The 25023-nt window shown below is 54.0% G+C and carries 28 protein-coding genes; 12 read left to right on the forward strand and 16 right to left on the reverse strand.

The features are described 5' to 3' along the window. The first annotated feature begins 27 nt into the window (after positions 1 to 27). The 4 genes from ACPW75_RS24845 to ACPW75_RS24860 are packed head-to-tail and all read left to right on the forward strand — an operon-like array spanning position 28 to position 3200. Complete coding sequence (locus tag ACPW75_RS24845) at positions 28 to 330, forward strand: hypothetical protein (protein WP_236748011.1); 303 nt, start codon at positions 28 to 30, stop codon at positions 328 to 330. 20 nt (positions 331 to 350) lie between these two features. Then, positions 351 to 1682 (forward strand): hypothetical protein, encoded by a 1332-nt coding sequence (locus tag ACPW75_RS24850; protein WP_265216443.1) that lies wholly within the window; start codon positions 351 to 353, stop codon positions 1680 to 1682. After that, entirely contained in the window at positions 1663 to 2409 is a 747-nt protein-coding gene (locus tag ACPW75_RS24855) for a hypothetical protein (RefSeq protein WP_210538486.1), read from the forward strand. Before ACPW75_RS24850 ends, ACPW75_RS24855 begins: the two co-directional genes overlap by 20 nt. Before the next feature lie 41 nt (positions 2410 to 2450). Further along, on the forward strand, positions 2451 to 3200 hold the full coding sequence (locus ACPW75_RS24860; RefSeq protein ID WP_210538485.1) for a PRTRC system ThiF family protein: 750 nt from the start codon (positions 2451 to 2453) through the stop codon (positions 3198 to 3200). Between the two features lie 107 nt (positions 3201 to 3307). Here the strand turns inward: ACPW75_RS24860 and ACPW75_RS24865 are convergent, their stop codons facing one another. The 3 genes from ACPW75_RS24865 to ACPW75_RS24875 form a co-directional block, all read right to left on the reverse strand. Then, positions 3308 to 4306, reverse strand: coding sequence for a ParB N-terminal domain-containing protein (locus ACPW75_RS24865; protein WP_210538484.1), 999 nt, complete (start codon positions 4304 to 4306; stop codon positions 3308 to 3310). After that, entirely contained in the window at positions 4306 to 5535 is a 1230-nt protein-coding gene (locus ACPW75_RS24870; RefSeq protein ID WP_210538483.1) for a ParA family protein, read from the reverse strand. Before ACPW75_RS24870 ends, ACPW75_RS24865 begins: the two co-directional genes overlap by 1 nt. 254 nt (positions 5536 to 5789) lie before the next feature. Next, a protein-coding gene (locus tag ACPW75_RS24875; RefSeq protein WP_102948393.1) for an IS3 family transposase occupies positions 5790 to 6994 on the reverse strand; the annotation gives its coding sequence in 2 pieces (ribosomal slippage) (positions 5790 to 6676 and positions 6676 to 6994; 1206 coding nt in all). Between the two features lie 311 nt (positions 6995 to 7305). On the opposite strand from ACPW75_RS24875, the gene ACPW75_RS24880 reads away from it, so the two are divergent. The 5 genes from ACPW75_RS24880 (at position 7306) to ACPW75_RS24900 (ending at position 9370) form a co-directional block, all read left to right on the forward strand. Further along, entirely contained in the window at positions 7306 to 7638 is a 333-nt protein-coding gene (locus tag ACPW75_RS24880) for a hypothetical protein (protein ID WP_210538482.1), read from the forward strand. An 18-nt stretch (positions 7639 to 7656) separates the two neighbouring features. Further along, a complete protein-coding gene (locus ACPW75_RS24885) occupies positions 7657 to 8406 on the forward strand; it encodes a hypothetical protein (RefSeq protein WP_210538481.1) in 750 nt (249 codons plus the stop codon). A gap of 47 nt (positions 8407 to 8453) precedes the next feature. Continuing rightward, positions 8454 to 8855: a hypothetical protein gene (locus ACPW75_RS24890; protein WP_210538480.1), complete on the forward strand. Its 402-nt coding sequence runs from the start codon at positions 8454 to 8456 to the stop codon at positions 8853 to 8855. A 79-nt stretch (positions 8856 to 8934) separates the two neighbouring features. Beyond that, positions 8935 to 9129, forward strand: a complete 195-nt coding sequence (locus tag ACPW75_RS24895) for a hypothetical protein (RefSeq protein ID WP_210538479.1) — start codon at positions 8935 to 8937, stop codon at positions 9127 to 9129. Continuing rightward, positions 9122 to 9370, forward strand: coding sequence for a hypothetical protein (locus ACPW75_RS24900; protein ID WP_210538478.1), 249 nt, complete (start codon positions 9122 to 9124; stop codon positions 9368 to 9370). The genes ACPW75_RS24895 and ACPW75_RS24900 overlap by 8 nt, the downstream gene beginning before the upstream one ends. A gap of 3072 nt (positions 9371 to 12442) precedes the next feature. Here the strand turns inward: ACPW75_RS24900 and ACPW75_RS24905 are convergent. Both ACPW75_RS24905 and ACPW75_RS24910 read right to left on the reverse strand, forming a co-directional pair. Next, positions 12443 to 13087, reverse strand: coding sequence for a hypothetical protein (locus tag ACPW75_RS24905; RefSeq protein ID WP_210538280.1), 645 nt, complete (start codon positions 13085 to 13087; stop codon positions 12443 to 12445). 536 nt (positions 13088 to 13623) lie between these two features. Then, entirely contained in the window at positions 13624 to 15597 is a 1974-nt protein-coding gene (locus ACPW75_RS24910; protein WP_210538279.1) for a hypothetical protein, read from the reverse strand. A gap of 878 nt (positions 15598 to 16475) precedes the next feature. Here ACPW75_RS24910 and ACPW75_RS24915 point away from each other — a divergent pair. The 3 genes from ACPW75_RS24915 (at position 16476) to ACPW75_RS24925 (ending at position 18805) form a co-directional block, all read left to right on the forward strand. Next, positions 16476 to 18065 carry a PAAR domain-containing protein gene (locus tag ACPW75_RS24915; RefSeq protein ID WP_210538278.1) on the forward strand — a complete coding sequence of 530 codons (1590 nt, stop codon included), beginning with the start codon at positions 16476 to 16478 and terminating at the stop codon, positions 18063 to 18065. A 4-nt stretch (positions 18066 to 18069) separates the two neighbouring features. Continuing rightward, on the forward strand, positions 18070 to 18354 hold the full coding sequence (locus tag ACPW75_RS24920) for a hypothetical protein (RefSeq protein WP_210538277.1): 285 nt from the start codon (positions 18070 to 18072) through the stop codon (positions 18352 to 18354). A 79-nt stretch (positions 18355 to 18433) separates the two neighbouring features. Next, positions 18434 to 18805 (forward strand): hypothetical protein, encoded by a 372-nt coding sequence (locus tag ACPW75_RS24925; RefSeq protein ID WP_210538276.1) that lies wholly within the window; start codon positions 18434 to 18436, stop codon positions 18803 to 18805. A gap of 115 nt (positions 18806 to 18920) precedes the next feature. Here the strand turns inward: ACPW75_RS24925 and ACPW75_RS24930 are convergent, their stop codons facing one another. The 11 genes from ACPW75_RS24930 to ACPW75_RS24980 form a co-directional block, all read right to left on the reverse strand. Continuing rightward, positions 18921 to 19163 (reverse strand): hypothetical protein, encoded by a 243-nt coding sequence (locus tag ACPW75_RS24930; RefSeq protein WP_210538275.1) that lies wholly within the window; start codon positions 19161 to 19163, stop codon positions 18921 to 18923. Positions 19164 to 19165: 2 nt separating this feature from the next. After that, positions 19166 to 19426: a hypothetical protein gene (locus tag ACPW75_RS24935; RefSeq protein WP_210538274.1), complete on the reverse strand. Its 261-nt coding sequence runs from the start codon at positions 19424 to 19426 to the stop codon at positions 19166 to 19168. 58 nt (positions 19427 to 19484) lie between these two features. Continuing rightward, complete coding sequence (locus tag ACPW75_RS24940; RefSeq protein WP_210538273.1) at positions 19485 to 19727, reverse strand: hypothetical protein; 243 nt, start codon at positions 19725 to 19727, stop codon at positions 19485 to 19487. 25 nt (positions 19728 to 19752) lie between these two features. Continuing rightward, positions 19753 to 20304, reverse strand: coding sequence for a zinc-finger-containing protein (locus ACPW75_RS24945; RefSeq protein ID WP_210538272.1), 552 nt, complete (start codon positions 20302 to 20304; stop codon positions 19753 to 19755). Positions 20305 to 20418: 114 nt separating this feature from the next. Beyond that, positions 20419 to 21060: an EAL domain-containing protein gene (locus tag ACPW75_RS24950; protein WP_210538271.1), complete on the reverse strand. Its 642-nt coding sequence runs from the start codon at positions 21058 to 21060 to the stop codon at positions 20419 to 20421. A gap of 206 nt (positions 21061 to 21266) precedes the next feature. After that, positions 21267 to 22007 carry a hypothetical protein gene (locus ACPW75_RS24955; protein ID WP_210538270.1) on the reverse strand — a complete coding sequence of 247 codons (741 nt, stop codon included), beginning with the start codon at positions 22005 to 22007 and terminating at the stop codon, positions 21267 to 21269. A 15-nt stretch (positions 22008 to 22022) separates the two neighbouring features. Then, the gene (locus ACPW75_RS24960; RefSeq protein ID WP_210538269.1) at positions 22023 to 22328 is read right to left on the reverse strand and encodes a hypothetical protein; all 306 of its coding nucleotides are present in this window, start codon (positions 22326 to 22328) and stop codon (positions 22023 to 22025) included. A gap of 224 nt (positions 22329 to 22552) precedes the next feature. Continuing rightward, the gene (locus ACPW75_RS24965) at positions 22553 to 22786 is read right to left on the reverse strand and encodes a hypothetical protein (protein WP_210538268.1); all 234 of its coding nucleotides are present in this window, start codon (positions 22784 to 22786) and stop codon (positions 22553 to 22555) included. A gap of 54 nt (positions 22787 to 22840) precedes the next feature. Next, positions 22841 to 23077 (reverse strand): hypothetical protein, encoded by a 237-nt coding sequence (locus tag ACPW75_RS24970; protein ID WP_210538267.1) that lies wholly within the window; start codon positions 23075 to 23077, stop codon positions 22841 to 22843. Positions 23078 to 23097: 20 nt separating this feature from the next. Further along, positions 23098 to 23316 carry a hypothetical protein gene (locus ACPW75_RS24975; RefSeq protein WP_210538266.1) on the reverse strand — a complete coding sequence of 73 codons (219 nt, stop codon included), beginning with the start codon at positions 23314 to 23316 and terminating at the stop codon, positions 23098 to 23100. A gap of 407 nt (positions 23317 to 23723) precedes the next feature. Further along, positions 23724 to 24584, reverse strand: a complete 861-nt coding sequence (locus ACPW75_RS24980) for a broad-spectrum class A beta-lactamase TEM-1 (protein WP_000027057.1) — start codon at positions 24582 to 24584, stop codon at positions 23724 to 23726. Positions 24585 to 25023 lie beyond the last annotated feature (439 nt).

Below are 25023 nucleotides of genomic sequence, written 5' to 3' on the forward strand. Positions count from 1 at the left end.
TGTATTTATGTTTCCAACTTGTTATTGATGGCGCAAGAGAGCAACAAAAATACACTGTATTTTTGGGAGCTTGAGCTGATCTTGCGTCTGAACAATCTAAGAGATACTGGCTGCATAGGAGGTGCCTTCATGCCGACTCATGATGAACTAGCCGCATGGCTGGATGTAATTGAGGCTGAACCAGAACAGCCGTTAGAGCCAGTTTCCGATCAAAATTACCTAGAAGCATTTGCCAAGGAGAAAATGAAATGGGTGCAGTTTGCTCAGAAAGTTGCGAGAGCACCAACCGAGCGGGATTTGCAATCCGGTTGGGCGTTCCGGCCTCGCTGACAGGGCAGGATCGCGCACGTTTGCAAGTACCCCCATCCTTGCGTCTGCGTGGGGCTGTGATACCAAGACCGGGGCTTTCGACTACAGATGGATTCCAATCATCTATTCACTCTCTGGGGGAAATTGCACCACTGTTGAAGTCTGTTGTTACGTTGGCTCACAAGAACGGATGGGGGGCCACGGAACTGACCTATTTGGTGGCAGCACAAACTCTAGCAGAGCGCCTGAGTCGTTTTGAGGATCTTGCGCATGTGGTATGCCAAGAGCTATCTACGCGAGCTGAGCGAGCAGGGGAGGCATGTGCCCGCGAACTGCGGGAGATACTGATAAACGTGGGTGGGGAAATATTGGCCGGAGAGTTTGACGATAGCTATTCAACGTGTAAGCAGATTCTTGATTTTAGTTTTGGCCTTGTTAACGACCGAAACGGTAATGAGTTCGGTCAGTCCAGCGAGCAATTAAGATTCCGGCTGTTTTCAGATCTAGAATTCATGGTATTTCCATCGTCAGTATCCAGCGACTACCTCGCAGCATTTCAAAACCTCATGTTCTCGCAACTCCCACTGGTAGGGTTCATCCCAAGCAATGCCTTCTTTGAATACACTCTCGACTGGATGACTGAGTGTTACGATCTTGAGTTACCCGAGACTTTGGAGGCCACCCAAATTCACGAGTTCATCGGCGTTCTGGAGCGGGCAGAAAGTGAATTATCCAAGATAGACTCAGCTCCCAGATTCGAAACAGAAGCCCCCGACTTTTTCGATAAACTCGCGCTTCTGGTCGGTGGCAAAGCAGAGGCAACATCTGTTCTTATGAAGGTAAATGATGCCAGTGATGAACTCGGTGGTGATGGATACTCAGCCATGTGGAGCTGTTTTGATTATTGCCATCAGAAAGCTGGCTGGGCTGAAATCGAGCAGTCAGTAAAGGAGATAACTGCTGAAGGGGGACTTGCGGCTGTGTTTGGCCGCTTGCGCGAGGTGGAAGATAACACCTCTCTGAGTGCCTTCCTATTGGGGGCTCAGACGATCATTGAAAGGGAAATGGCGACCTATAGGGTCTCGAAAGAGGTTTTCGACTACCAAGACGAGTCTGACATATCCATTGACTTTAAAATCCCCTTTGAGACAAAGGCACTTCCGCGCAGGGAGCTTGCAGATGATGCCTACAACACTCACAACGACTTTGCCATGAACGGGGATCTATGTACCTCTAGCGTTTGCGTCCACATCAATGATGATACTTTGATGGCCATGGAATCGTGGCAGCGAAGCATTGCAATTATGGCCGCTGTGTACGTCGCAGGAAACAACGTTAAAGAGGAAGCTGGTCATGCAAGTGGTCAGAAATAATACCTGTCAGAAGAAACAGACTTTACCCCGCCTTGCGCTCGTATTTTCCAGCTCTAGTGAGCAGATGGCAGACCTAACCGGCATTACACGACACGCCATCGTTGACGACAAACTCGGGTTAGGTGAACCCCTGTCAATGCAGACTATTCATGAGCTGTTGGCAGACCTCACAGGCTCTCTGGATCGCTCCCAGGGTAACACGAAGGGCAACTACCAATTCATCCCCTCTAACGTGCTACTCAGTAGCCCAAGCGCGATTACATGGTATCAGCCCTCGCGGGAAGGGATGTTATGGTTACAGGTGGGTGGTGAGCGTTGCGGTTTCAAGATCCTTTGGCCAGCTCTAGTGTTCAATGTCCAGAAAGGGTCGGCACGGCTATCTGTAGCCGCTTTGGACACCGACGAACGCCCTACACCCGAGAACCATGTCTACGATGTTCCTATGCCCAACTGCTACCACGGAGGAGGGTTTTGCCTTGGAAGTGCAACGTTGCCCCGAGAAATTGATTTCTCGACCTTGCCGGAGATTGAGGCTTGCATGTACGACGCACTTAAAACTCACAGTAACAACTCCCAAGCGGTAGCCGATGGCTCTACACCAACCGCGTTTTGGGTCGGGATGGACGTAGAGCGGAGAAAGACCGGCGTAATCCCAACAATAACTGCATCCCAGATGACGAGAATAGGCTATCTCGGTGATTGGATTGAACAGGTTGCATCACGATAAAGAAGGGGATAATTGCGAAAGTTGAGAAAAGGAGCAGGGCGATGAAGTGGAAAACCCCCATCGAGTATTTGTCTCAGGAAGTGGATGTTGTGCTAATTGGGTGTGGAGGGACTGGCAGTTTTGTCATGGGCGAGCTGTCAATGTTACATGATCTCTTGACCCGTCTTGGTCATCCCGGTATCAGTGTGACTGCCTATGATGGCTCTCCAGTTCGTGAAGCTAATTTAGGTCGCCAGAGGTTCCATGCGGCAGACCTGGGGCTCCCCAAAGCACAAGCCTTAGTCGATGCGGAGCGTTGCTATAACGGTTTCGCTTGGGAGGCTAGGGGAGACTATGAGGTGGGTCAGGAACTCCTTAATCGCCGCCGTCCAACCGTATTTATCACAGCAGTGGACAAGCCTAGTTTTCGTGTACAATTCGGGTCGAAGTTTGCAACATTGAGCAAATCAAACCGCCTCTGGATTGATGCTGGCAACGATAACAAGACGGGGCAGGTAGTTTTAGGGGGGGCTGGGTTGCCGACAGCCTACGACTTGTTTGCGGGGCAGTATGAGGTGATGGTGGATGACCTATCCAAGAGCTGCTCATCAGCGGAGGCCGTCGCCAAACAAGATTTCGGGGTTAACTCAACGGCTGCCCGGGTTGTGGGCCAACTCATGTGGAACATGTTCCGGCATGGCGGCCTTGATTCCCACGGAGCGTTTTTCGACGTTCACCGGTTATCAGTTGACCCCATGCCCATTGACGAAAAAGTGTGGTCATCATTCGGATACTCTCCGCAGAGTCTCTGAATTCCATGAACACAACAACAAATAAAAACCGCCTTCAGGCGGTTTTTATTTTCTGGCATGTTGGTGAAACCCTATTGATGCTGTTGCTCCCATGCCCAGCTTGATCCTCACATTTTGAGCATGGCAAGGAGATCGAACAGTTGCTGACTGGAGATCTCGTCTGGTAGGGTCAACTCGAAAGTATTACCCTTTTTTTGCTTCACCGCGATCCCGGCAATCACATTCACATTGGTACGCTTTTCCGGCTTTTCACCCGCAAGTTCTGTAGCTTGTGCGGCAATGTCGGCCAGTGCTTTCGGTGCTGAGGGGTATGGTTCTTTACCCTGGGCCCATAATATCAGGGCTTCAACTTGTCCCTTCGTGAGTAGCTTTAGGGTTCTGCGCAGATTCAGTATTGTTGGGCGTCCAGTGCCAGTTCCATCCGGTAGCAGTTCATAGAGTGGCAGCGGAATCTCAAGTGCCCACTGTGAAGCGCGGACTTCTGACTCATGCACCCCGAATAACGATGCTACCTTGAGTACATCCAGCCCTTCATCTTTCATCACCCGGGCATAATGCAGCCCTTTATCATAAAGCGAGTTGGGTCGAGTGAGGTTAGCAATTCGACTGAGCTCGCGTAGCTCAGCCATGCTCAGATCCTCTGTTTCGTCGGTGTAAGCTATGGGCAAGCCTTTTTCCGCCAACAACGCACAGTATCGGCGACGCTGACCGTCAAATATCCCGTACCTGGTATCTGCCCCTCGTACTGCCAACACCTCCATTACGACACCACCAGAGCGAACTGAGCCGATCAGGTCATCTACAGTATCTTCAGTCACTCCCGACTTGGAGCGAATGTTCGCTTCGTGGATGTAGGTTAGCTCCTCAACATGTGCAGAGGGGATATAGACAGACGTCAGCCGCACGAGGCGCCCGCTTTTCAGGCGTATAACCCGGAAAGCACCGGTCGAACGAATCTTACTGGCCAATGCTTCTTCTGCATCCTGAAATCCCCCAGCCACATCCTCAGGCATGCTGAACACACCGCTTGATATGGACTGCGCGGCTGCTGATGTAGCAATGTGGGCCGCTAGGCCTTCGCTCATTGGCGTGCGCTTTTTATTCATCAGTTTGCTACCTCAAGAATGTTAGAGAAAAACTCAGCCACAACGTTCTCCGCAACGTTCTGGGCGCGTCTGAGTGACCTGGTATCTCCTGCATAATGTTTCGGTTGGATGGTGAATACGGTGCGGCCATCTTCAGTGACAGAAGAGAATGGCCTCAGTTGCTCCATCCTGTTGACAAACAACTTCGCAGGTTCAAGGTTCTTGAGCATCATGTAGTTATCCAGATGCTGTGGATTGGTGCCGTCAAATTTACTGCCCAGAAGCCACACGGATGCGGGATCAAGGTTTGGGGAGGGAATGTTCGCCAACAACCCATGAATGGACTCGAGGAATTTCAAGCTCGAGTCAAACTCCAGCGGGTCGAGGCCAATAGCAACAAACAAGCTGTCACTCGCTTGCAAGGTGTTAATCAAGGCCGCATCAAGGTGAGGTCCCGCATCAAGTAAGATGAGGTCGTAGTGATCACGAATCGGATCTATGACATATTTTGTCAGCAATTCGGTCATGTTGATGCCGGTATCTGCGGCGTGTTGGTATGCCTGCAGTGAAAAGAATCCATCTGCAGTTCCCGCTGGCATGACAAATAGCCCATCGCTAGAAGTAGGCAGCATCCAGGACCTTACCGTTTCAGGTGTAGCCCTGGTGGCAATGGCTTCGATTGCAGAATGTTGTGGCTCTTTACCAAGCCCGGCGAATCCAAAAGCCACGGAAGTTGACCCCTGAGGATCCATGTCGATGACCGCTACCCGCAATTGATGGCGGATCAGGTTGCGATGATGAACCAAACCGGTCGCGATGGTGACAGTCGATGTGGTTTTGCCGACCCCTCCCTTGAGGTTGAGGCAAGCAACAACCTTGGCGAGAGTATCGGAGCCTAGAGTGGACTTGATCTCGGCAAACGAACGCTGACCTGCAGCCTTATAAATCGCCCGAACATCGGCATGAGAAAATGTGTGTGGTTGGAGTGCGTTTTTCTCTGCGGGTAGCCGGCTGAACTCTCGACCACCTTCCCGCAACACCTTGATAGCCCCTTCAACCCTGGCTCGAGTCATTTCAGGTAAACGTTGCACCTGGTACATTGTGTAAACCGCACTTTGATACCCGTCCTCAATGGAAGTGTCCCGGCGGTCTTGCTTCACATCGGCTATGTAACCCAACAGCATTCTTGCTTGGCCGCGGAGTTTTTCGAAGCCAACCAGGCGTTGCTGCCTTGCCAATACACTGCTCATTCAACAATCCCCCTCAATTCCATGTTTTTAGATTTTTGGATGATAATTCAGGAATTATGGGTTTGTCTATTTTTTGGCTCCAGGCGCAACTGAAGGCGCTAGTTCTTCCCTCAGCGATATCCGGCCAACCAAAGCTAAATGCACATCAGATAGCCGATCACATTCTTTCATCAGCGGCATGATTAATCGGCAGAAATAGCTGCATCAGCAAATCAGCTGGATTTGACCCCATAGGTCCAGACACTTTTTCCCGCTTAGGGTTGTGATACCCGACTGCGCAGAAATTCCCGTGGTGAACGGTATCCCAAGGCGCTGTGCGGGTGGTGCTCGTTATAATGCTCAAACGCGATAGCCAAATTGCCTACCGCTGTTCGGCTATCCGGTTTTGGCATCATCTCGATATAGTCTCGCTTCATCGTCTTCACGAAGCTCTCCGCTATACCGTTACTCTGTGGGCTTCTCACTGCTGTCGTTCTGGGCTCCAACCCGATTTCTCGTGCAAACGCGCGGGTCTCATGGGCTCGATACGCCGAGCCATTATCAGTCAGCCACTCCACCGGTGATGCCGGCAACGAATCCCCAAAGCGATGTTCGACAGACCTCAGCATGACATCTTGCACAGTGTCACTATCGTAACCCCCAGTACTGGCCGCCCAGTCCAACGCTTCCCTATCGCAGCAATCCATGGCGAACGTGACACGTAGTTTTTCACCGTTATCGCAGCGAAACTCGAAGCCATCTGAGCACCACCGTCGATTGCTCTCCTTGACGGCAACACGCCCCTTATGTGCCTGCTGGGCCAATGGTGCAGCTGGTTTTCTTTCCAGCAGCAAGCCATGTTCGCGCATGACGCGATATACCCGCTTAGCGTTTACCACAGGTTGTTCTGTTGCCTCAGACTGACGCCGTAACAGCGCCCAGACCCGGCGATAGCCATAGGAGGGAAGCTCTGCCATCGCCTCCATGATACGGCCAAGTAAGGCTGCATCATCACGCTGGCGATGATGACGACCATCTTGCCAACCCGGTTTTCGATGAACACGAACGGATAGCTGCGCACGCGATACATTAAGAGCCTGGCTCACAGCACTTAATCGTCGTCCCCCGGCAACAAGGGCGCATGCGCAATCCATTTTTTTGCTCGACCATACTCCACGGCTTCTTTGAGGATCTCGTTCTCCATGGTCTTCTTCCCGAGCAGACGCTGAAGCTCTCGGATCTGCTTGATGGCAGCAGCCAACTCGGAAGCAGGAACAACATCCTCACCGGCGGTGATCGCCGTGAGAGACCCTTCTTGGAATTGCTTACGCCATTTGAAAAGCTGGTTTGCGTTGACGTCGTGCAAGCGAGCAACATGAGAGACGGTCATCCCGGGCTCAAAGGTCTGCTGCACGATGGCGATCTTTTCTTGTGGAGTCCGGCGTCGACGGCGCTCGGCCCCTGTTAACACTTCGACCATCTTCTCGTTGTGACTAGTACTGAACATAGCTCCAAGACTACCTCTTAAGTTAAGAGGGGCGAAGTGTCTGGATCTTCAAGGGGCCAATCTATCAGCATCGTGGCCAAACACGGTCATTTTTCGACCCACGGGTGATACAAAGCGACTACGACAGTAGTTCAAAGGCGCTACGCAGGTAGCTCAACGGTGATACGACTTGCATCAAATGTGATTCGTTTATGATGCAAAGCGTTGACAACGGGTAAGCGCAAAAATGAGCACAAATGCAACCTACCCTTGGCACTTAGACAGCATCTCTTAGCGAGGACCTTATGTTACCAAGCAGAAAAGGCGCATCGAAACTCGAGCCCTACACAGTCGAAATCCTGGAGCTGAGGGGAAAGCATTCGCTTGAGGTGATCCGTGAGTACCTAGAGGAGAAGTACAACATTGAGATAACAAGGTCTGCAATTAACGCCTTCGTAAAACGTCGACAGAAAGGATTGGCAAACCGTAATTCGATGCCACAAGCCCCTCTCGAACCCATTAAGGCTCCTGCCGCCGTACAGCGTAGCCATGTAGCCGAGCAACAACCTTCTTCCACAACCGATAAGGCGGAATCGCCGGCTGTTGTTGATGTGTGGGCTGGAAAGGTAACACTCTGAATATTAAGGAATAACATAATGAAAATCGTTGTAGTATCTAAAACAGGATTTGTGGGTAAAACCGTTCTGTCTGCCCACTGGTTGAAAACCATGATGCCCGCCGCACAGCTCTTCTCGATTGAGGATATGAACCAGGCAGCTGATGCACTTGGTGTTGACGTAACCACAATGAACGGTGGCCAATTCTCTAATCTGATGAATTGCATCATGGTAGAGGATGAAGCCATCATCGATGTGGGTATGAGCAACGTCCGGTTCTTCATCGATGGACTTCGCAAGTTCAGTAACTCTTGCCAAGAGTTCGACTACTACTTTGTCCCCCTCACACCGGAGAAGCGTTGCCAGGAAGAGGCGGCAGAAACCATCAACACACTGTTGGAAATTGGAGTAGATCCGGCTCGGATTCGCCCTATTTTCAACAAAATCCCGGCCACATTCTTCTCCTTCGAGCAGTTCTCGGGCTTCGTGTCATACATGAAGAAGCACACCAAAGTGGAAACTGACTTCAAGTGGGCAGTCGAAGAAAACCCTGCGTTTGAAATGCTCTCGCGTCAAGGGCTGAGCCTCGCTACTGTGGTTGCTGATACTCGGGATTATAAGGGTGAGGCGAAGGAGCTTGTTATGAAGGCGCGTGCCGAGGGGGGGGAGCTCGATACCGGCAAGATAGAAGAGCTTACTTCCATGCACACTCTTCGTATGTGCTGTATTCCACTCCTTGAAAAGCTCAACGTTGTCTGGAGAGATTTGCGTCTCAAGCGGGCTGCTTAATGACTCCCCCCGGACAACCGGAGGCCCTATCGCTGAAGGGGGGCGTGTTGCCGGCAGAACATTACCAGGCAATCTTTGCATCAATGCTTGGTGATGTGTACGAAGCGATTCAAGCAGCCAGCCGCCTGCAAGGGGAGGTGGAGCGTAACCATGAACTGTTTGGAAGGATTGAGTCGCTATTAAGGTGGCTGTCCCGCGAGAGGCAAGAGATCCATGATGCAGCAACACGCTTCGGGGTCATGCTAGGGCGACTAGATGAAGAGAATGAACGATTTATTCGTTTGCATCGTTCCACTCTCGATGCGATGAGGAGTGAACTCGAATTCATAGCTCGCTCTGAATTGAAGGTGAGGGAAAGTAAACTGAATGTCGTTTCATGCACCCCCTGGCTGATAGCCATAATCAGCTCTGGCATTACAGGGTACTTGCTTGGAATAATGGCGAAATGATTAGAAGGCCGCACAGTGATTGTGCGGCCTTATCCATCGCACTTATCGGCGGGGATCAGAATGTAAGGAGTACCACAGCATGGCCCAAGTTGAATGCCCATCTTGTAAGGGTAGAGGAAAGGAAGTGGTGTTTCTCAACCCCACTACAGAACAGCGAGGTAGTTTCTCGCTGGATACCTGCTCAATTTGCAAGGGGAGCGGAAAAACCACAGTAGAGATCGCCGATCAGCTCACAAAGCGCCAAAAAACATGGGACAAGATCCTGAATGGATAATAGAGAAAAATCGACATGGAAGCGCGGGTTCGAGAGATCAGCAAGTAAAGGGAAGTTTGTGATGGCCATGGATGATCTGAAAACGGGTGATGTGAGAATTTTTGCCAAGAGCGGCAATACCGTCCGCCTTATTGAGCGAGAAGGTGAGGGCTGGGTCGTGGAGCGGACAACCGGGGCATCAGCGGGAAAACAAATGTGGTGCCCGTCCCGCTCCCTGGTCAAGTCACTCGATTCTGAGTAAGAGGAAAAACGGGACCATGAGGGCACCAGATCACCCGCCCGCCGCCGCTGACCACCCAGGGCCCCGAGCTCAGCGGCGACCCGGGGCACCAGATCCCGGTGCCGGCCCGGGGGCCCACTGCGTACCGGCTCCGCCACCGGTGGCCACCCTGGTCGCCGAGCTCGGCGGTGACCCAGGGTACCAGATCCCGGCCCCGGCCCGAGGGCCCGGGGCCACCTGCAGAACCGGATCACCCACCCACCACCGTTAGCCACCATAGGCGCCAAGCTCATCGGAGACCCGGGGCACCGGATCTCGGCACCGACCCGCGGGCCCCCACTGCGCATCGGACCCGCTTCACCTCTCGGACCTCCCATAACACCGAACCCACTCCGGCCCGGGGGCCCACTGCGTACCGGCACAGCCATCGGCCAGCTGGACACCGTACCGCCACCGGTGGCCACCTTGGGCGCCGAGCTCGGCGGCGACCCGGGCTCCCTTACTCAGCATGCACACCGACAAAACCCCGCCACCACCCAGGCCCCTCCGCTCCCCGGCGCCGGCCGGGGGCCCACCGGATCACCCACCCGGCGGCCGGCAGTGGCCACCCTGGGCCCCAAGCTCGTCGACGACCCAGGGCACCGGATCCCGGCGCCGGCCCGAAGGTCCACCTCCCCACCGGATCACCCACCCACCGCCGGTGGCCACCCTAGGCGCCGAACCCGCGGCGGCCCGGGGCCACCTGCAGCACCGGTTCACCTGCCCGGCCACCGGCAGTGGCCACCCTGGGCCCTGAGCTCGTCGGCGGCCCGAGGAGCACCGGATCACCCGCCCGGCCGCCGGCAATGGCCATTCTGGGCGCCGAGCTCGGCGGCGACCGGGATCCCGTACTCAGCATGCACACCGACAAAACCCCACCACCACCCAGGCCCCTCCGCCCCCGGCGCCGGCCGGGGCCCACCGGAACACCCACCCGGCGGCCGGCAGTAGCCACCTTGGGCGCCGAGCTCGGGGGTGACCCGGGGACCAGATCCCGGCACCGGCCCGGGGGCCACCTGCAGCACCGGTTCACCTGCCTGACCGCCGGCAGTGGCCACCTTGGGCGCCGAGCTCGGGGGTGACCCGGGGGACCAGATCCCGGCACCGGCCCGGGGGCCACCTGCAGCACCGGTTCACCTGCCTGACCGCCGGCAGTGGCCACCTTGGGCGCCGAGCTCGGGGGTGACCCGGGGGACCAGATCCCGGCACCGGCCCGGGGGCCACCTGCAGCACCGGTTCACCTGCCTGACCGCCGGCAGTGGCCACCTTTGGCCCCGAGCTCGTCGACGACCCAGGGCACCGGATCCCGGGGCCGGCCGGGGGCCCACCGGATAACCCACCCAGCGGCCGGCAGTGGCCACCTTGAGCGCCGAGCTCGGCGGTGACCCGGGGCACCAGGTCCCGGTACCGGCCCGCGGGCCCACTACGTACCGGATCACCGGCACTGGCCAGCTGGACATCTACAGCACCGGACACCCTAGGCCTCGAGCTCATCGGCGACCCTGGGCACCAGGTCCCGCCCCCGCCCGGGGGCCACCTGCAACACCGGTTCACCCGCCCGGCCACCGGCAGTGGCCACCCTGGGCCCTGAGCTCGTCGGCGGGCCGGGGGCCACCTGCAGCACCGGATCCTCCGCCCGGCCACCGGCATTGGTCACCTTGGGCACCGAGCCCGCGGCGGTCCGGGGCCCACCGCGCACCAGATCACCCACCCGCCGCCGCGGGCCACCTTGGACACCGGATCCCGGCACCGGCCCGGGGCCACCTGCAGCACCGGTTCACCCGCCCGGCCACCGGCAGTGGCCACCCTGGGCCCTGAGCTCGTCGGCGGCCTGGGGCCACCTGCAGCACCGGTTCACCTGCCCGGCCACCGGCAGTAGCCACCCTGGGCCCTGAGCTCGTCGGCGGCCCGGGGCCACCTGCAGCACCGGTTCACCTGCCTGGGCGCCGAGCTCGGCGGCGACCCGGGATCCCGTACTCAGCATGCACACCGACAAAACCCCACCACCACCCAGGCCCCTCCGCTCCCCGGCGCCGGCCGGGGGCCCACCGGATCACCCACCCAGCGGCCGGCAGTGGCCACCTTGAGCGCCGAGCTCGGCGGTGACCCGGGGGGCCAGATCCCGGCACCGGCCCGGGGGCCCACTGCGTACTGGCACCGCCACCGGTGGCCACCCTGGGCCCTGAGCTCGTCGGCGGCCCGGGGCCACCTGCAGCACCGGATCACCCGCCCGGTCACCGGCATTGGCCACCTGTAGTACCGGATCACCAACCTGGCGGCCGGCAGTAGCCGCCCTGGGCCCCGAGCTCGTCGGCGGCCTGGGGCCCACTACGCACCGGATCACCGGCACCGGCCAGCTGGACACAGCACCGCCGCCGGTGGCCACCATGAGTCCCGAGCTCGGCGGTGACCCGGGGCACCACATCCCGGCACCTGCCCGGGGCCCGCCGCACACCTGGTCCCCGGCAAAGAGCAAGCCACCCAGGATATCGAACCGTCCTGCGGCCCGAACAAAACCACCAGCGGTGTCGACCAAGGACATCGAGCTGAGCACAACCGTTGGAGCTGGCTGCCCTGGGCCTCGAGTTCGACAGCAGCTAAGGCCCGTTAGCGCCAACCCATCTCAGGGCGGCCCACGGCGCCGGCTACGCCTACCGCCACTCACCAACTCATCTGCACCTGTGCTCGCAGTCTTGGGCTACGAACCATAACGGACTCCCAATCTGGATAGTCAGTAAGGATCCAAAGCTGATGATCATCTAGCCGAACGTGGATCCAGTGATTGAATATCAAGTCTGATGGCCACCGAAAAGTATTGGCCACCACCAGAGGAAGGGAAGGGAAGGGAAGGGAAGGGAAGGGAAGGGAAGGGAAGCATTAGAGTAACGCGAAGTAATAGGCAAGAGCCGGCGAATCTATCAATGCTGCGACACTGACGCGGCTAATGCGGTAGAAACTACTGATGTAGCCCCTTATCTCTAAGATATCTCCGACATTCCATCAACAAAAAGCCCCGCGAGGCGGGGCTGTTTGGATCTTGCGTCTGTCATATGTCTATGTAGAGATCTTAACTGGGCGCGGCAACGGCTTACAGGCGATGATTGCGAGCTGCCATTCATGGTGCTGAGGGCTACCCCATATCTGATCTGACAATGAGGCCAACTCTTCATCTGAACGGATCTGGTGCAGTTCGCCGGTCATCAGTTGATAGTGGTACACGTACAGCCGACGATAAAGCGCCTCGGACATTCTGGCCTTCCAGAAGTGCATACCCTCCCCAGTCTGCATGTTATCACTCAGGATCACATCGTAACGGGCGAGTATATAGCCGAAAAATACCGCTGACGGCAGGTCTCGAAGAGCTGCCTTGTGGTGCTGATTGAACGAGCGCCAAACCCGTTGCTGGGTGGCTGGGCGACATTTCAAGTCTTCATAGTGAACGATGATCACCTGGTTGTAATAGGCGACCTCAGCCGTCTGATCATTGACCAAGGCGATCTCGAACTTGTCACCACCGAGTCGAGTAGTCACACAGACTAGGCGGTAGCCGGGCGGTAGAGCGAGCCCCAACTCCGGCGCAATCTCCTGGATGTGCTCATGCCCCACCAGAGCTTGATACATAGCCCCGTTGGTTGCGGTCACTTCCAGATCACGGAATGTTTCTGTGACCTTGTTTGCATCGATAATGAGTTGCGGCATAGCGTCTCGTAGTTGATTGCTCATATTTGATTCACGCCTACTCTACCACTCTCCATAAGAATAGACAAAGCCCCGCAAAGAGGGGCAGGACGACCAAAACGAACTATGTCAGGCAAATCACCGACTTATTTTATCCCGAGGCCTAGTGCATTTGAGCCGAAGGTAATAACAAGCTCCCAGGGACCCCAGGCAGTAGAGTAGGAAGGGCAGCACCGTCCGATATGGGTAGGTGCTAGGAACCATGCTCGTCGGCGGAATAGACATTATCTTGAAGTTTTTGAATTTCGTCGATTTTCCGTCCGCATCAGTCAGAAAATAAGCCCCAGCCCAGTCAATAGAGAGGTCACCTGAAAGAGTTATATCATTCGGAAGCACGACTTCAACATTGTGGCGAACAAAGCCAACAGAGTGCCATTTCACCCCTAAATGGATGACCCCTATCGCCATCCATAGCCAACACCCTCCGGCCAACAAGATAACTGGAACATACCGCATTTGACTCACTTGTACCTCCCCTAGAACAACGATGTTTGGCCCTAAAGCTTCATGACCTTTTTCCTACGACTACCCGCAGCCGCCCGGTTCCAGTCATCCCGCTTATTGCTCTCAATTGATTCCCTTCCTGCTTCCCATGTTCCGCTGAAAAAGTTGGCATCATCTATTCGACCAACAGCGATTAAGGGGGTCACCAAGCGCGAAAAATACACCCTCTTGTGAATCTGAGCCGCAACTTCAAGCGGCGATCGAGAAGAAGAGAGCATCTTTTTCAAGATGGCGATAGTTTCTGCGTTATCTCTATACCAGAAAGTGACTCGAAGATGAGCCGGTTTAAGCGGTATAGAGCGGAGTATCGTTTCAAATTCTGACTGTTTGCTTTTACGTGGATCATGGCTCGCGATCTGACGCAGCAGCGCGGCATCGGCATCACGCTCCACCGACTCAAACACCTTAGCTAGGCTGGTCAATTTGCGATCATCGCCCCCCTTGAGCAGGAGCCGAGCGCCGGCCGGTGACTTCTTGGCAGCCTTTCGCAATCCTGACATTATCCGCTCAACAACATCCAAGTTGGTTGATAACCACTCTTTAGGCTTGGTTCTGGCTGATGGACTCGTACTTGATGCCGTGAAACTGAGCCCCTGCAGTTCCTCCGCCACCTCAGTGCTATACGCCTTACCGCGGCCCCGTTTTTTGGGCACATCGATTACTGGAAGTGCAAGATCCGTATTCGCTACGGACCGAGCATCCCCAATTGAATGCGATTTGAAGTGAACTTCCGTAGCCAGAGTGAGCCGTTCGTCGCTGTCCTTTGACTTTACGTTGCGATAATTAATATCTACATCTATCAGTCCCGCACTCAGCAGCTCGTTAAGGGCCAGTGAGAGTTGCCGGCGATCGTTGTGGTTGTGTCGACCGGTCTCACGTGGATGAATCTCTCGCAGGAGCTCCAGAACCGTCATAGGCCGTAGATTCAGAAACACCCGGCGTCCAATTAGCTTGCCCGGCCTGGCTGCGATCCATAACGCTAGCAGCCGGGCCATCTGTGAGTTCAACTGAATGACTGCGCTTCGGTTTATTGGCACGAGCTTTTTAGTGCTCAGGTACAAGGTCCGCAGTTCTGGAGTCGGAGATATCTCTATGGTCCCATCAGGTTCTAACCTCAGAGTACCAACGATATTCGCAATCATGACCGATCTCTTACGGGTAGTCTCATCGGCATCATCAAGCGTTGGGTAAAAGAGCAGGGCAACGCTCTTGAGTCTTGCAAGCGAGTCCACGATTTTTTTGTCCAACAGGTAATCCGATGGCCGCATATCCTCAGGAATCGGTGAAAAAAATCGCTCTATGGTCATACGAATAGGCTTGATGATGGCCTGTTCAAACCTCTCCTTAGACAGACGCCCCAACCAATGCGTGATGCAGATATAAGAGACCAAATCCATCTGAGTGTTGAGCGTTGGCCCCCTCAAAGACATATAGGCGTGACCACTGCTAAGCGGAGTGGTCAGGTGGTAAATTCTATGCTCATCCAATGCAGGTGGCGTCTTCCCGCTTGCTAACACTCGGAACATCCCCGTTTTCAAGGTCATATCCAGGTGCAAATCAATGTTCTCCGGGGGAGGGCTTCGATCTGGGTACAAGGAACGGGCTTGAAACTTATCGTACTCAACCAAGAAGTCCGTATCGTGTTCGATCACAACCGGTGCTCTTGAGTTCGCCACGACAGTGACTTCAGGCGGTCCCTTTTCTTCAGCCCCCCCCACAGTCGATTCATTGGCCTCATCCACCAGCAACGTCATTTTGTCCATTGCCGGCCAAATGATCTCCAGGGCTTGCTCTACTGACAGTTCCGGTGCCGTCGACACGAAATTCAGCAGCATTGACACCGCCGATTTGTTAATTTTTGGTAAAAGCGGGGGAGCCATCACTTTAATAACGTCAGCAGGGAAGCCCTGCTTGGTTAAATACGCCCCTAAAATCGCGTTTGCGCAGCCAATTTTATCAACACTCATGTCTGTCACCCTCACCTGTGCATATGCTGAGCACAACCTGTTTAAAAGCTGTTCGTAAGCTGTTGCTATCTACAATTTCAGCCTCATTAGAGGCTTTACGGCATAGTAGATAAGAGACCACGGCATAGTAGATAGCATATCACGGCATATAACATAGAGCATCACGGCATAGTAGATAGGAGAACACGGCATAGTAGATAGGAGAACACGGCATATAACATACGAGTTAACGGCATATAACATAGAGCAAAAAAAATCTAATTACATCATGATGTTATGCCAACCCCCATCTTTAAAGATCTTAAACAGATCAAAGATATTAAAAGATCACTAGATCAAGAGATCATAAAGAAAGAGATCAATGATCTATAATAAGGTGCTATCGTTCTCTTCTCGATGGAGTCATTTTTCGGACTCAGAATCGGGTTGCAGCCCCCAAGCGAGCTAAAATTAGCCCCTATACAGCGCTCTGGTGGAGGGTTGGGCCTGAGGCAATGCCTTGGCATACCCCGGCTACGAACGCCCTAAAAACCGCCATTCCTGCGATTTTATGGATAGGTGCAAATCTGCTTAAAAAACAGTCCCATCCTATTGGATCCACCAAATGGATCCACTGGATCTATGGTTGATCCGTTTTTTAACAGGCCTTGTTTATCTCATCTCATCAATAACCAATTGCTAATCGTTGAGTTAAAACCACCCGAAATGGATCCAAGACACGTAAATCCAATACTCTGGGTTCGATCCTTGACAGGGTATGACAAAGCTCGACGATCTGGAGCGACAAAAACAGGCGCCCTAAGTTCAAAACTTGGTCTCATTCAGCATTCGTAAGATCCGATGGGGTTAACATACAACTTTCGGTGCGGAGGCATGTTATGAGAAACGTAGCAAGGAAAGGCGATCCCACCAGCACTGGTGGCGAGATCCAAGACGGGGACAGCAGCTGGATCAGCGAAGGCTCCCCAACCACATATATCGGGATGATGGCGAACTGCCCTGCTTGCAAAGTCGGACAGGGCCCTATCGTCGCCGTTGGCCCCCGCTCCATCATCGGCCCGGGCGGGCCGGTAGCGCTGCAGGGTGATTATGTCGCCTGCAGCTGTCCACCAATGAGCAACACCATACTCCCCGCCCAGGGGACGACCGTCGGCGACAATCAAGGGCCCCGAGCGGGAGCAGCCAGCGTCCCCGCAGAACCATCGGCACCAGCTCCCACCAGTTCGCCGGCGACCCCTCTTGTCCCGCTGGTTGACCCCACGGAACATCGGATCGGCATCTTCTTTGATGGCACCCAGAACAACCGGTACAACAGCAAGCTCAGGGAGCAGTGTGAAGAGGCAAGCACCGCGGCCTGCCAATCAATAGAGAAGCTGATAGGCAAGGGATCGTCATACGACGGCGGCGCCACCAACGTAGCCCGTCTGCATCAGGTCTATAGCGGCTCAGCAATCTACATCGAGGGGATCGGCACCAGTACCGGCAAAGCCGACTCGAATTTAGACATGGCCTTCGGCACTGGCGCAACTGGCGTCATATCCAGGTCAGAGGAAGGCCTGGCCAAGATCAGCACCATGATCGCCGGCCTCTCGTCCGGCCCGGTGGCGGTGGATGTTTTCGGCTTTAGCCGGGGTGCTGCCGCAGCTCGGCACTTCGTCAACATCCTTCTGGAATCCAACCAGGGGCGCGAGGTGCGCGTCGCCTTCGTCGGCCTCTTCGATACCGTGGCAGCAATTGGCCTGGACACCACTGATGACGACAATGCGCCGGTTCGCCTCTACATTGCCCCAGGGGCGGCGGAGAGGGTTGTCCAGTTGGCAGCCAAGGACGAGTACCGGCTCAACTTTGCGCTTAACTCTGTACAGCCAGAGCACACGGAACTCACGCTTTTCGGTACCCATAGCGATATTGGTGGCGGCTACCTGGCCCAAGTCGAAAAGACGCCGATCATGCGCCCCCTCGATGCCGTCCTAAAGTTTGGGGACGATGTGGCCTACAAGAGATTCGAGGCAGCAGCCAATGCTAGGCTCCAAGATGCTGCTGCCCAATACATGGAGTACGTGAAAGACAGCAGCCAGATCAAGCCGACCATCGGCACTTTCTCCGTTGTCTCCAAGAGCGATGCGCCAATGGTGGGCTATGTAGCCAATGCGATCATGACTCGCACAGTCAAACCGGATCTGCAGCTTCTTGCCGGCCACCTCATGCAGACCATAGCGCAGGAGAGCGGAGCGCCGCTTTCCCCTCTATCAGACCCGGTACCTGGGGAACTGGCCTTTCTGTTCAGCAAGTACCTTGATCTGTGGCATGGGAGCGGTGACATCACCCTATCCAAGGAACAAACCGAGCTGCTGATGACGGAGTATGTTCACTGCTCCGATAACTGGACGCCGGTCGGCCCCCTCTACGTGAACGCCCCCGCCCCTGGCCGGGTTCGTCGCATCTACCAGCAATCACCGGGGAAGTGACACGATGAAGCGAATAGCGATTGCCATAGCCCTTTCCATCACGCTGGTGGCTTGTGGAGATGCCCAGGAGAAGCAGCAGCACCGCAAGCCTCCAGAAGAACAGGTGATCAGTGAGCCAGCCCATGGGCTTGGAGTCCTGTTTGGGAAGCCAGACCCCAACTACACTCCACCTGGCACACCAGTTGATAGTCCGGGCTTTAAGGTGACTCTCCCAGAGGATCGCTGGGAAGATACCACTATCAGCAAACAAGAGGGCAAGCCAAGCGAGGCTGCTGGTGTAGATAAATGAGAGCTCGCGGGCGGATACTGGTGACACCTGAGCGGCAAGCTGCAATGATGAACTAATCAATCAACACGGAGGGCAAGCAATGTCCTTTACTGCGATCACCCTTGAGGCCGCCCAGGCCATTGAACCAACTGAACTGTCCGGCGTCATAGACGGGATACCGGTCAATCCTGCCGATCCACCAGCCAGAGACATCAAGAATGACGAGCGCGAAACCGAAGAGCTGATACTTTGGTGGCGCCAGCCGTACTTGCAATGGAACAAAAGAGGGCACTGGGAGATTAGATGCCTCGATGGCGGCGCATGGGACCGTCCCACGTTCATAGGCAGCCATGATGAGCTGGCCGGAGCCATCGAGCTGGCCAAGAAGCCTACCCGCGCGTATGCCATATGGGAGCGGCAGGCCATGGAGAACGGCGAAGCCCTAATGAGAACGCTGGGGCTTGATGAATGAGAAAAGGGCGTCTTTGTGGCGCCCATGTCTCACCGCTCGCGGCATCCTGCCCATTCAGGGGCTCAAACCGAGACCCACAACAACCTCAGTTCTGTTCAGCCTCCTGTTTTTCCTCTTACTTGTCGTGGTTGTCCAGGGGCTGCCACATCATGGCACCAGCGGCCTCGTTACAAGCGATGGCTTGCCACTGCTGGCCAGCCTCATCAACAGCGACACAGCCCGCGACCCAATGAGCAGGATCACGCAACTCGTTCACCCAACCCTGCACCTCGCCTCGATAGACCACAACCACGCCGCCACGGCCTGTATAGCCCTGCTCCTGCCGCCATTGAGTGGCCAGCTTGCTATCTGATGGCATCGTTATTCCATCCGAACTACTTCTACCGGTTTGCCGCGCAGCTTTCTGGCCGCTTTGGCGGCTTCCTCGGCGGTAATCCCCTCCACTAGGTAATGACCACCGCCGCGACTAGGGGTCGTCTCCCCCAGTTGCGCCATCGAATCACCCAACTCCAGCTGAATGCGCTCAGAGACCCAGCCATGGAGGCGCGGATAAACCGCAACCCGGCAAGCGCTGGCCTCGGTCACCGCCTTCTCGACATGTTCAGAAAATACCTTGGCCATCACTACTCCTTTGGTCTAACTCGTCCGCATCGGCGTAGGAGTACATATTCGTGATCAATTAGCTCTGATTCTCATCATCCAACCCGGAAGCGGTATATCCAACCATCGCGTTTTGGTAACGAACCGCAGCGATATGAATACGGACGGAAGACAAAAGCCCCGCCGCGGCAACGACTGCAGACAGCCATGGATTTGACCCATAGTTTGCTAGACCAAGAACCAGAAGCATGATGCTGATGCCGATCATGTGGCTGGCAGTTACAATGCCATGGGCTCGAAGTCTGGCAATCATTCTGTTCATTTGTGGCGTTTGTTCCTCGTAAAAATCAAGCGCTGAAGCGGTTCAGAAGCTGGAGGCGACCCAATAATCTCTGAGCTTTGCTATCCTGGCTCTGAGAGGAGTCATCCAGTTCTATATTATTCTTATCAAAAAGCGCTCTCAAGCTGGCTATGCCTCTCTGGGAGGCTTCATATCGAGACCGCCTCAGGATTTCCCTTACTTCACGGACAACAACCTTACACTCGTGCTCATCAAGCCAGCCGATGCCCCGACGAGTATATGGCAGGCTAAGAAGGTGCTGCATCCATGCATAGGCTTCGTGCTTATTCATTCTGCCGGAGTCGACCAGGGTGTTGATGCTGGCATGCGCCTCGCGTCTAGCCAATCGGGTATCTCTGTTGGCAACAGAACCGATCGCGATGTCAGTCCCTTCTCTGCAGCTAATGTAGCTATCGCAGGCATCACGGTTGCAACGGTAGATCATCGTTTTAGCCGGAGCGGCAGGATACACCACCTGTTTGCTGACGAGCTCCAGAGGAGAGCCACAAAACCGGCAGTCCTTTGGATGAAAATGACTATATGCTGTGTTGCGAGCCATATGCACAATCCTGATGAGAGGGTTGTAGCCATTGTCTCGTGGTACTCAGGAATGCAAGTTTGAGTTGCAGCCAGGCCGGCTGTGATAACTCATACTAGGCATGGGTAAGGGGGTCTACACCTGGGTGTGAAGTTGGGAGTGCAAAACAATCTCGGGTTTAGCCCAAAAATACCCCTGCTGCAGATTGAATCCGAGTATTTGAGATGAGATCGCTTGGTTGTAGGTTTCGATGCGTTCAGCGATGATGGGGATCCCCTTCTTCATACAGGCATCAATCCCTTCCAGCATAGAGGGGGGGTAGCCGTGCGTTTGCCCACACTCAAACTTCACTATGTCCCATTCAAAATCATGCAGTCGTGTAAGCGTGGAGTATTTCGTGCCGAAATCATCCATGACAAGTTCGACACCCATCGATCTAAGGCTATCCCATCGTTTTTGGAGCGTAGAGGCTGTGACCAGCTCGGTGACTTCTACCAAAATGTGGTGCTTGCGGGCCAGCTTGAGGATCAGAGTGCGCCATTGATGGAACTGGTGCTCAATTGCCAAGGTATGCTCACTCACATTGACCAGTAGTTTTAATTCTCCCTTAAGGAGCTGGTCTGCGAGCTCGAGAACGGCTTTATCGATGTCGAACCAAGAGTGGTAATCGGAGGTAGGAGGGGAGAACCTTGATAGGCCACTATTTCTCGCAAGCAACTCATAGGCATGAATCGCCTGCTTCTCTGTGTCGAACACTGGTTGCCTAGCAATGAGCATTAACTTTGGTCCCCTCTGAAATTGCCGCGAGAGAGTCTACCCCTCTGACGCCGAGTAAATCCTATGGTGAAATCGTGACCTATTTCTGGTGTTAGTTATCCACAGAATTGCTGGATAAGTATCCTGCGAACGTGTGGACAGTTCGCTGCAGCCATTGCCAGGACTGCATTACTGGCAGCACTTAGCTGCAGCGCCGTTGATATGGGTTATCTAGCACCAGGGAAGCCGGTAAGAGGCCAGGTCATGACATCCGCAAGCAGGTCTTCATATTCAGATTGTGCTGCCCGGCCAAGAGCTATTTGCAGCTTGATTAGGTTGGTAGCCAAAGCCGTGAAACCAACCACCTCGGTGCAACAGCTTTCGCCATTACGCGCCGCGGATAAAATGTCAAAGGAGTGATTGAAATCGGGCAGCCTGGCAGCGTCATGAATGGCATCGTAGATCAAAGCCAGCCGCGATATGGACTCAAAGGCCAGTTCCGGAAATGCATCCAGAGTTGAGCCTATGTTGTGGCCAAAATATGGTGCAATGACGGAACCGGCCTGGCAGGACAAGTCACTCGAGATTTTCTCGATTCTTTCCAGCATTGAATTCAGAAACTCCTGGGAATACCCAGCCCCCTGATCACCCAGTTGTTGCAACACGTCGTTCTTGATTTGCTCCTCAATGGACATCAGGATCAGTTGATACGAGGCGTGAACTGCTCGTACACAAGCAGTCAGTGGTCTGTGAGGAATGAGTTCCTTATGCCAGGTGGCCAAGGGATGGGACTTCAGTTCCGCATCGTCTGCGTCAGAGTAGGAGTAAGTTACGAGCGGCCGGCCATCGAGGTATATGATGTTGTGCACCATGACGACAAAGCCGTTCTTAGTAAGCCACAGGGAACCAGCTCTGACCCTTGAATCCCCCTGGTCAGTGGTGTTGGGTAGTGCGTGTATTGCGGTCATTTATTCCTCTCAACATTAGTGAATAGTAAGGCTGCGATGGTGCAGTTCGCTGGAGTCGATCAAGTATCGATGCCGGTATAGCTCGCTGGCCTGTTGGTTCAACGGCACCAATACCCACTCCACGTCTGAATGACAGATAATGGAGAAACAGTGGTCGTTGATAATGAAAATATCACCTGGGAAGTGCCGGCATTTTGATAGGAAATCATCACGCTGAGCCAACGTCAGTGGCTTGCACTCTGCGTAGTTCAGAATTTTTTCCCGTTCGCTAACCTGCACCGGCAGGTCTATGGTGGTGGCGATTGCTTTGCTGAAGTCCATAGGGTCCCCCCATTGTTTTTGATAAGTTGGTGACAGGATAAAGTGCTTTTTTGCAATGCAAGGGGGGCCCCCCGGGCGGCAAGCACCTGGACAGCTTCAAAAAGATTTGGTGAGTGCACCGGACCTATGTGGTGGCCGGTGCCTGGGATTGTGTGATTGATGGGAAGAGCGGGGAGGGGGGGGAGTCAAATTCATCCTGCCGGCGGTTCTCGGCGAACGGGATGCTATAGGGACTTCAGTAACAGTCCACGGAGAAAGTCCTGCTGTGAGATAGAGCAGGCTTTGAACCCGCGAAACACACCACTATCGACAAGGATTTCGTCATAACGCCCTGCGGTATCTCTATAAATCAGACGTCGCTTTCCAATTCCGTCGACCAACCCATCAACTAAGCGCACTACCTGTTCGGCGCTGTTGGTGATAGTTGCGCCGCGGTCAAGATCCAGAAGGATCAGCATGGTCTCGTCCTGGTACACAATGTCAAACCCGGGTGTTTGCAAAGCGTTTGCTCCCTATACCTCTGTTGAACCTACCCAGGCATCGCCAAGGTATGCATTCGCTCCCTGAAGCCGCTCCAGGGGGATATCGAGAGCACACAGGCTTTCATGTGTCCAACCTTCCGCCGGAGGGGAGTATTCAAAGATGACTACGGCCTTGTCGAACAGGTCGACGATCTGCAACTGACAGTGAATTAATGAGGGGGTCAGAATCACGCATTCACCAGGTAAAACATCAGTGATGAACTTCATGGCAAATCTATTCTCCCTGATTAACTCTGTTCATCTACAAGAACGGCGTGAATGGTGTTGTGCGGCATTGCTTTTTTGATCACTCCAGCCCTTTCAATTTCATTCACCAATTCGTCGCAAATGAGATGCTGCTCGCTTTTCTGATATGGCTTATGGGGGGAGGACAGGTACCACCCCGTCCCCCGGTTGGCAAGTTTCCATCCGGCACGCAGAAGCTCGATAATGTCGCGCACTTCCATATCTGTTCCCCAGTTTACTTCTCTATGTTGATCGCTGCCAAAAGCTTGTTCACCCTAACCATGTCTTCGTCGCTATGAGTAGGCCCGCTGTGGTACAAGCGACCGCACTCTTGGCATTCGAAGAGAAACCCGCCAGCCAGCGGTTCGCTGGTGAAAGACACGTCTGAATGGCATTCGCAACACAGATGCAGACCATCAGTGTCGACAATGGTCTGAACAGATTCATAATGGTCAACATTCGGTGCAAGGCAGTGCTTATCGGGGTCTGACGCTCAGTGGAACGAAAACTCACGTTAAGGGATTTTGGTCATGAGATTATCAAAAAGGATCTTCACCTAGATCCTTTTAAATTAAAAATGAAGTTTTAAATCAATCTAAAGTATATATGAGTAAACTTGGTCTGACAGTTACCAATGCTTAATCAGTGAGGCACCTATCTCAGCGATCTGTCTATTTCGTTCATCCATAGTTGCCTGACTCCCCGTCGTGTAGATAACTACGATACGGGAGGGCTTACCATCTGGCCCCAGTGCTGCAATGATACCGCGAGACCCACGCTCACCGGCTCCAGATTTATCAGCAATAAACCAGCCAGCCGGAAGGGCCGAGCGCAGAAGTGGTCCTGCAACTTTATCCGCCTCCATCCAGTCTATTAATTGTTGCCGGGAAGCTAGAGTAAGTAGTTCGCCAGTTAATAGTTTGCGCAACGTTGTTGCCATTGCTGCAGGCATCGTGGTGTCACGCTCGTCGTTTGGTATGGCTTCATTCAGCTCCGGTTCCCAACGATCAAGGCGAGTTACATGATCCCCCATGTTGTGCAAAAAAGCGGTTAGCTCCTTCGGTCCTCCGATCGTTGTCAGAAGTAAGTTGGCAGCAGTGTTATCACTCATGGTTATGGCAGCACTGCATAATTCTCTTACTGTCATGCCATCCGTAAGATGCTTTTCTGTGACTGGTGAGTACTCAACCAAGTCATTCTGAGAATAGTGTATGCGGCGACCGAGTTGCTCTTGCCCGGCGTCAACACGGGATAATACCGCACCACATAGCAGAACTTTAAAAGTGCTCATCATTGGAAAACGTTCTTCGGGGCGAAAACTCTCAAGGATCTTACCGCTGTTGAGATCCAGTTCGATGTAACCCACTCGTGCACCCAACTGATCTTCAGCATCTTTTACTTTCACCAGCGTTTCTGGGTGAGCAAAAACAGGAAGGCAAAATGCCGCAAAAAAGGGAATAAGGGCGACACGAAAATGTTGAATACTCATACTCTTCCTTTTTCAATATTATTGAAGCATTTACCAGGGTTATTGTCTCATGAGCGGATACATATTTGAATGTATTTAGAAAAATAAACAAATAGGGGTTCCGCGCACATTTCCCCGAAAAGTGCCACCTGACGTCTAAGAAACCATTATTATCATGACATTAACCTATAAAAATAGGCGTATCACGAGGCCTGTGGGAGGAAAATAAAGTGTCATCCTAACTACAGGACCCTGCAACGTAGCAATTCCTGCAAAAATCCATTTAAAACAATGACTTATTTCAATTCTGCCATCTGCAAGCGTTTTGTGGGGATGGAGGCCGGAATCATTAAAGTATCATCCTAATTTTCGCTCAACCTTGGAAAATGCTGAGAATCGTAAAAATAAAGTTTCATCCTTTCCGCTACTAGTTCAAGGCTTTCTTCCGGCCGCCGGCAAC

The sequence above is a fragment of the Aeromonas sp. FL131 genome (genome assembly GCF_049860615.1).
GTDB classification, from domain to species: Bacteria; Pseudomonadota; Gammaproteobacteria; order Enterobacterales; family Aeromonadaceae; genus Aeromonas; species Aeromonas hydrophila.

Bases quoted from the DNA above. Each gene is read 5' to 3' on its own strand.
- ACPW75_RS24940 (WP_210538273.1), bottom strand. From the start codon at position 19,727: ATGAACAGAATGATTGCCAGACTTCGAGCCCATGGCATTGTAACTGCC.
- ACPW75_RS24945 (WP_210538272.1), bottom strand. From the start codon at position 20,304: ATGGCTCGCAACACAGCATATAGTCATTTTCATCCAAAGGACTGCCGG.
- ACPW75_RS24905 (WP_210538280.1), bottom strand. From the start codon at position 13,087: ATGCCGCAACTCATTATCGATGCAAACAAGGTCACAGAAACATTCCGT.
- ACPW75_RS24935 (WP_210538274.1), bottom strand. From the start codon at position 19,426: ATGGCCAAGGTATTTTCTGAACATGTCGAGAAGGCGGTGACCGAGGCC.
- ACPW75_RS24865 (WP_210538484.1), bottom strand. From the start codon at position 4,306: ATGAATAAAAAGCGCACGCCAATGAGCGAAGGCCTAGCGGCCCACATT.
- ACPW75_RS24885 (WP_210538481.1), top strand. From the start codon at position 7,657: ATGAAAATCGTTGTAGTATCTAAAACAGGATTTGTGGGTAAAACCGTT.
- ACPW75_RS24955 (WP_210538270.1), bottom strand. From the start codon at position 22,007: ATGACCGCAATACACGCACTACCCAACACCACTGACCAGGGGGATTCA.
- ACPW75_RS24965 (WP_210538268.1), bottom strand. From the start codon at position 22,786: ATGCTGATCCTTCTGGATCTTGACCGCGGCGCAACTATCACCAACAGC.
- ACPW75_RS24950 (WP_210538271.1), bottom strand. From the start codon at position 21,060: ATGCTCATTGCTAGGCAACCAGTGTTCGACACAGAGAAGCAGGCGATT.
- ACPW75_RS24845 (WP_236748011.1), top strand. From the start codon at position 28: ATGGCGCAAGAGAGCAACAAAAATACACTGTATTTTTGGGAGCTTGAG.
- ACPW75_RS24930 (WP_210538275.1), bottom strand. From the start codon at position 19,163: ATGCCATCAGATAGCAAGCTGGCCACTCAATGGCGGCAGGAGCAGGGC.
- ACPW75_RS24900 (WP_210538478.1), top strand. From the start codon at position 9,122: ATGGATAATAGAGAAAAATCGACATGGAAGCGCGGGTTCGAGAGATCA.
- ACPW75_RS24980 (WP_000027057.1), bottom strand. From the start codon at position 24,584: ATGAGTATTCAACATTTTCGTGTCGCCCTTATTCCCTTTTTTGCGGCA.
- ACPW75_RS24895 (WP_210538479.1), top strand. From the start codon at position 8,935: ATGGCCCAAGTTGAATGCCCATCTTGTAAGGGTAGAGGAAAGGAAGTG.
- ACPW75_RS24970 (WP_210538267.1), bottom strand. From the start codon at position 23,077: ATGAAGTTCATCACTGATGTTTTACCTGGTGAATGCGTGATTCTGACC.
- ACPW75_RS24915 (WP_210538278.1), top strand. From the start codon at position 16,476: ATGAGAAACGTAGCAAGGAAAGGCGATCCCACCAGCACTGGTGGCGAG.
- ACPW75_RS24960 (WP_210538269.1), bottom strand. From the start codon at position 22,328: ATGGACTTCAGCAAAGCAATCGCCACCACCATAGACCTGCCGGTGCAG.
- ACPW75_RS24880 (WP_210538482.1), top strand. From the start codon at position 7,306: ATGTTACCAAGCAGAAAAGGCGCATCGAAACTCGAGCCCTACACAGTC.
- ACPW75_RS24855 (WP_210538486.1), top strand. From the start codon at position 1,663: ATGCAAGTGGTCAGAAATAATACCTGTCAGAAGAAACAGACTTTACCC.
- ACPW75_RS24860 (WP_210538485.1), top strand. From the start codon at position 2,451: ATGAAGTGGAAAACCCCCATCGAGTATTTGTCTCAGGAAGTGGATGTT.
- ACPW75_RS24870 (WP_210538483.1), bottom strand. From the start codon at position 5,535: ATGAGCAGTGTATTGGCAAGGCAGCAACGCCTGGTTGGCTTCGAAAAA.
- ACPW75_RS24975 (WP_210538266.1), bottom strand. From the start codon at position 23,316: ATGGAAGTGCGCGACATTATCGAGCTTCTGCGTGCCGGATGGAAACTT.
- ACPW75_RS24910 (WP_210538279.1), bottom strand. From the start codon at position 15,597: ATGAGTGTTGATAAAATTGGCTGCGCAAACGCGATTTTAGGGGCGTAT.
- ACPW75_RS24925 (WP_210538276.1), top strand. From the start codon at position 18,434: ATGTCCTTTACTGCGATCACCCTTGAGGCCGCCCAGGCCATTGAACCA.
- ACPW75_RS24920 (WP_210538277.1), top strand. From the start codon at position 18,070: ATGAAGCGAATAGCGATTGCCATAGCCCTTTCCATCACGCTGGTGGCT.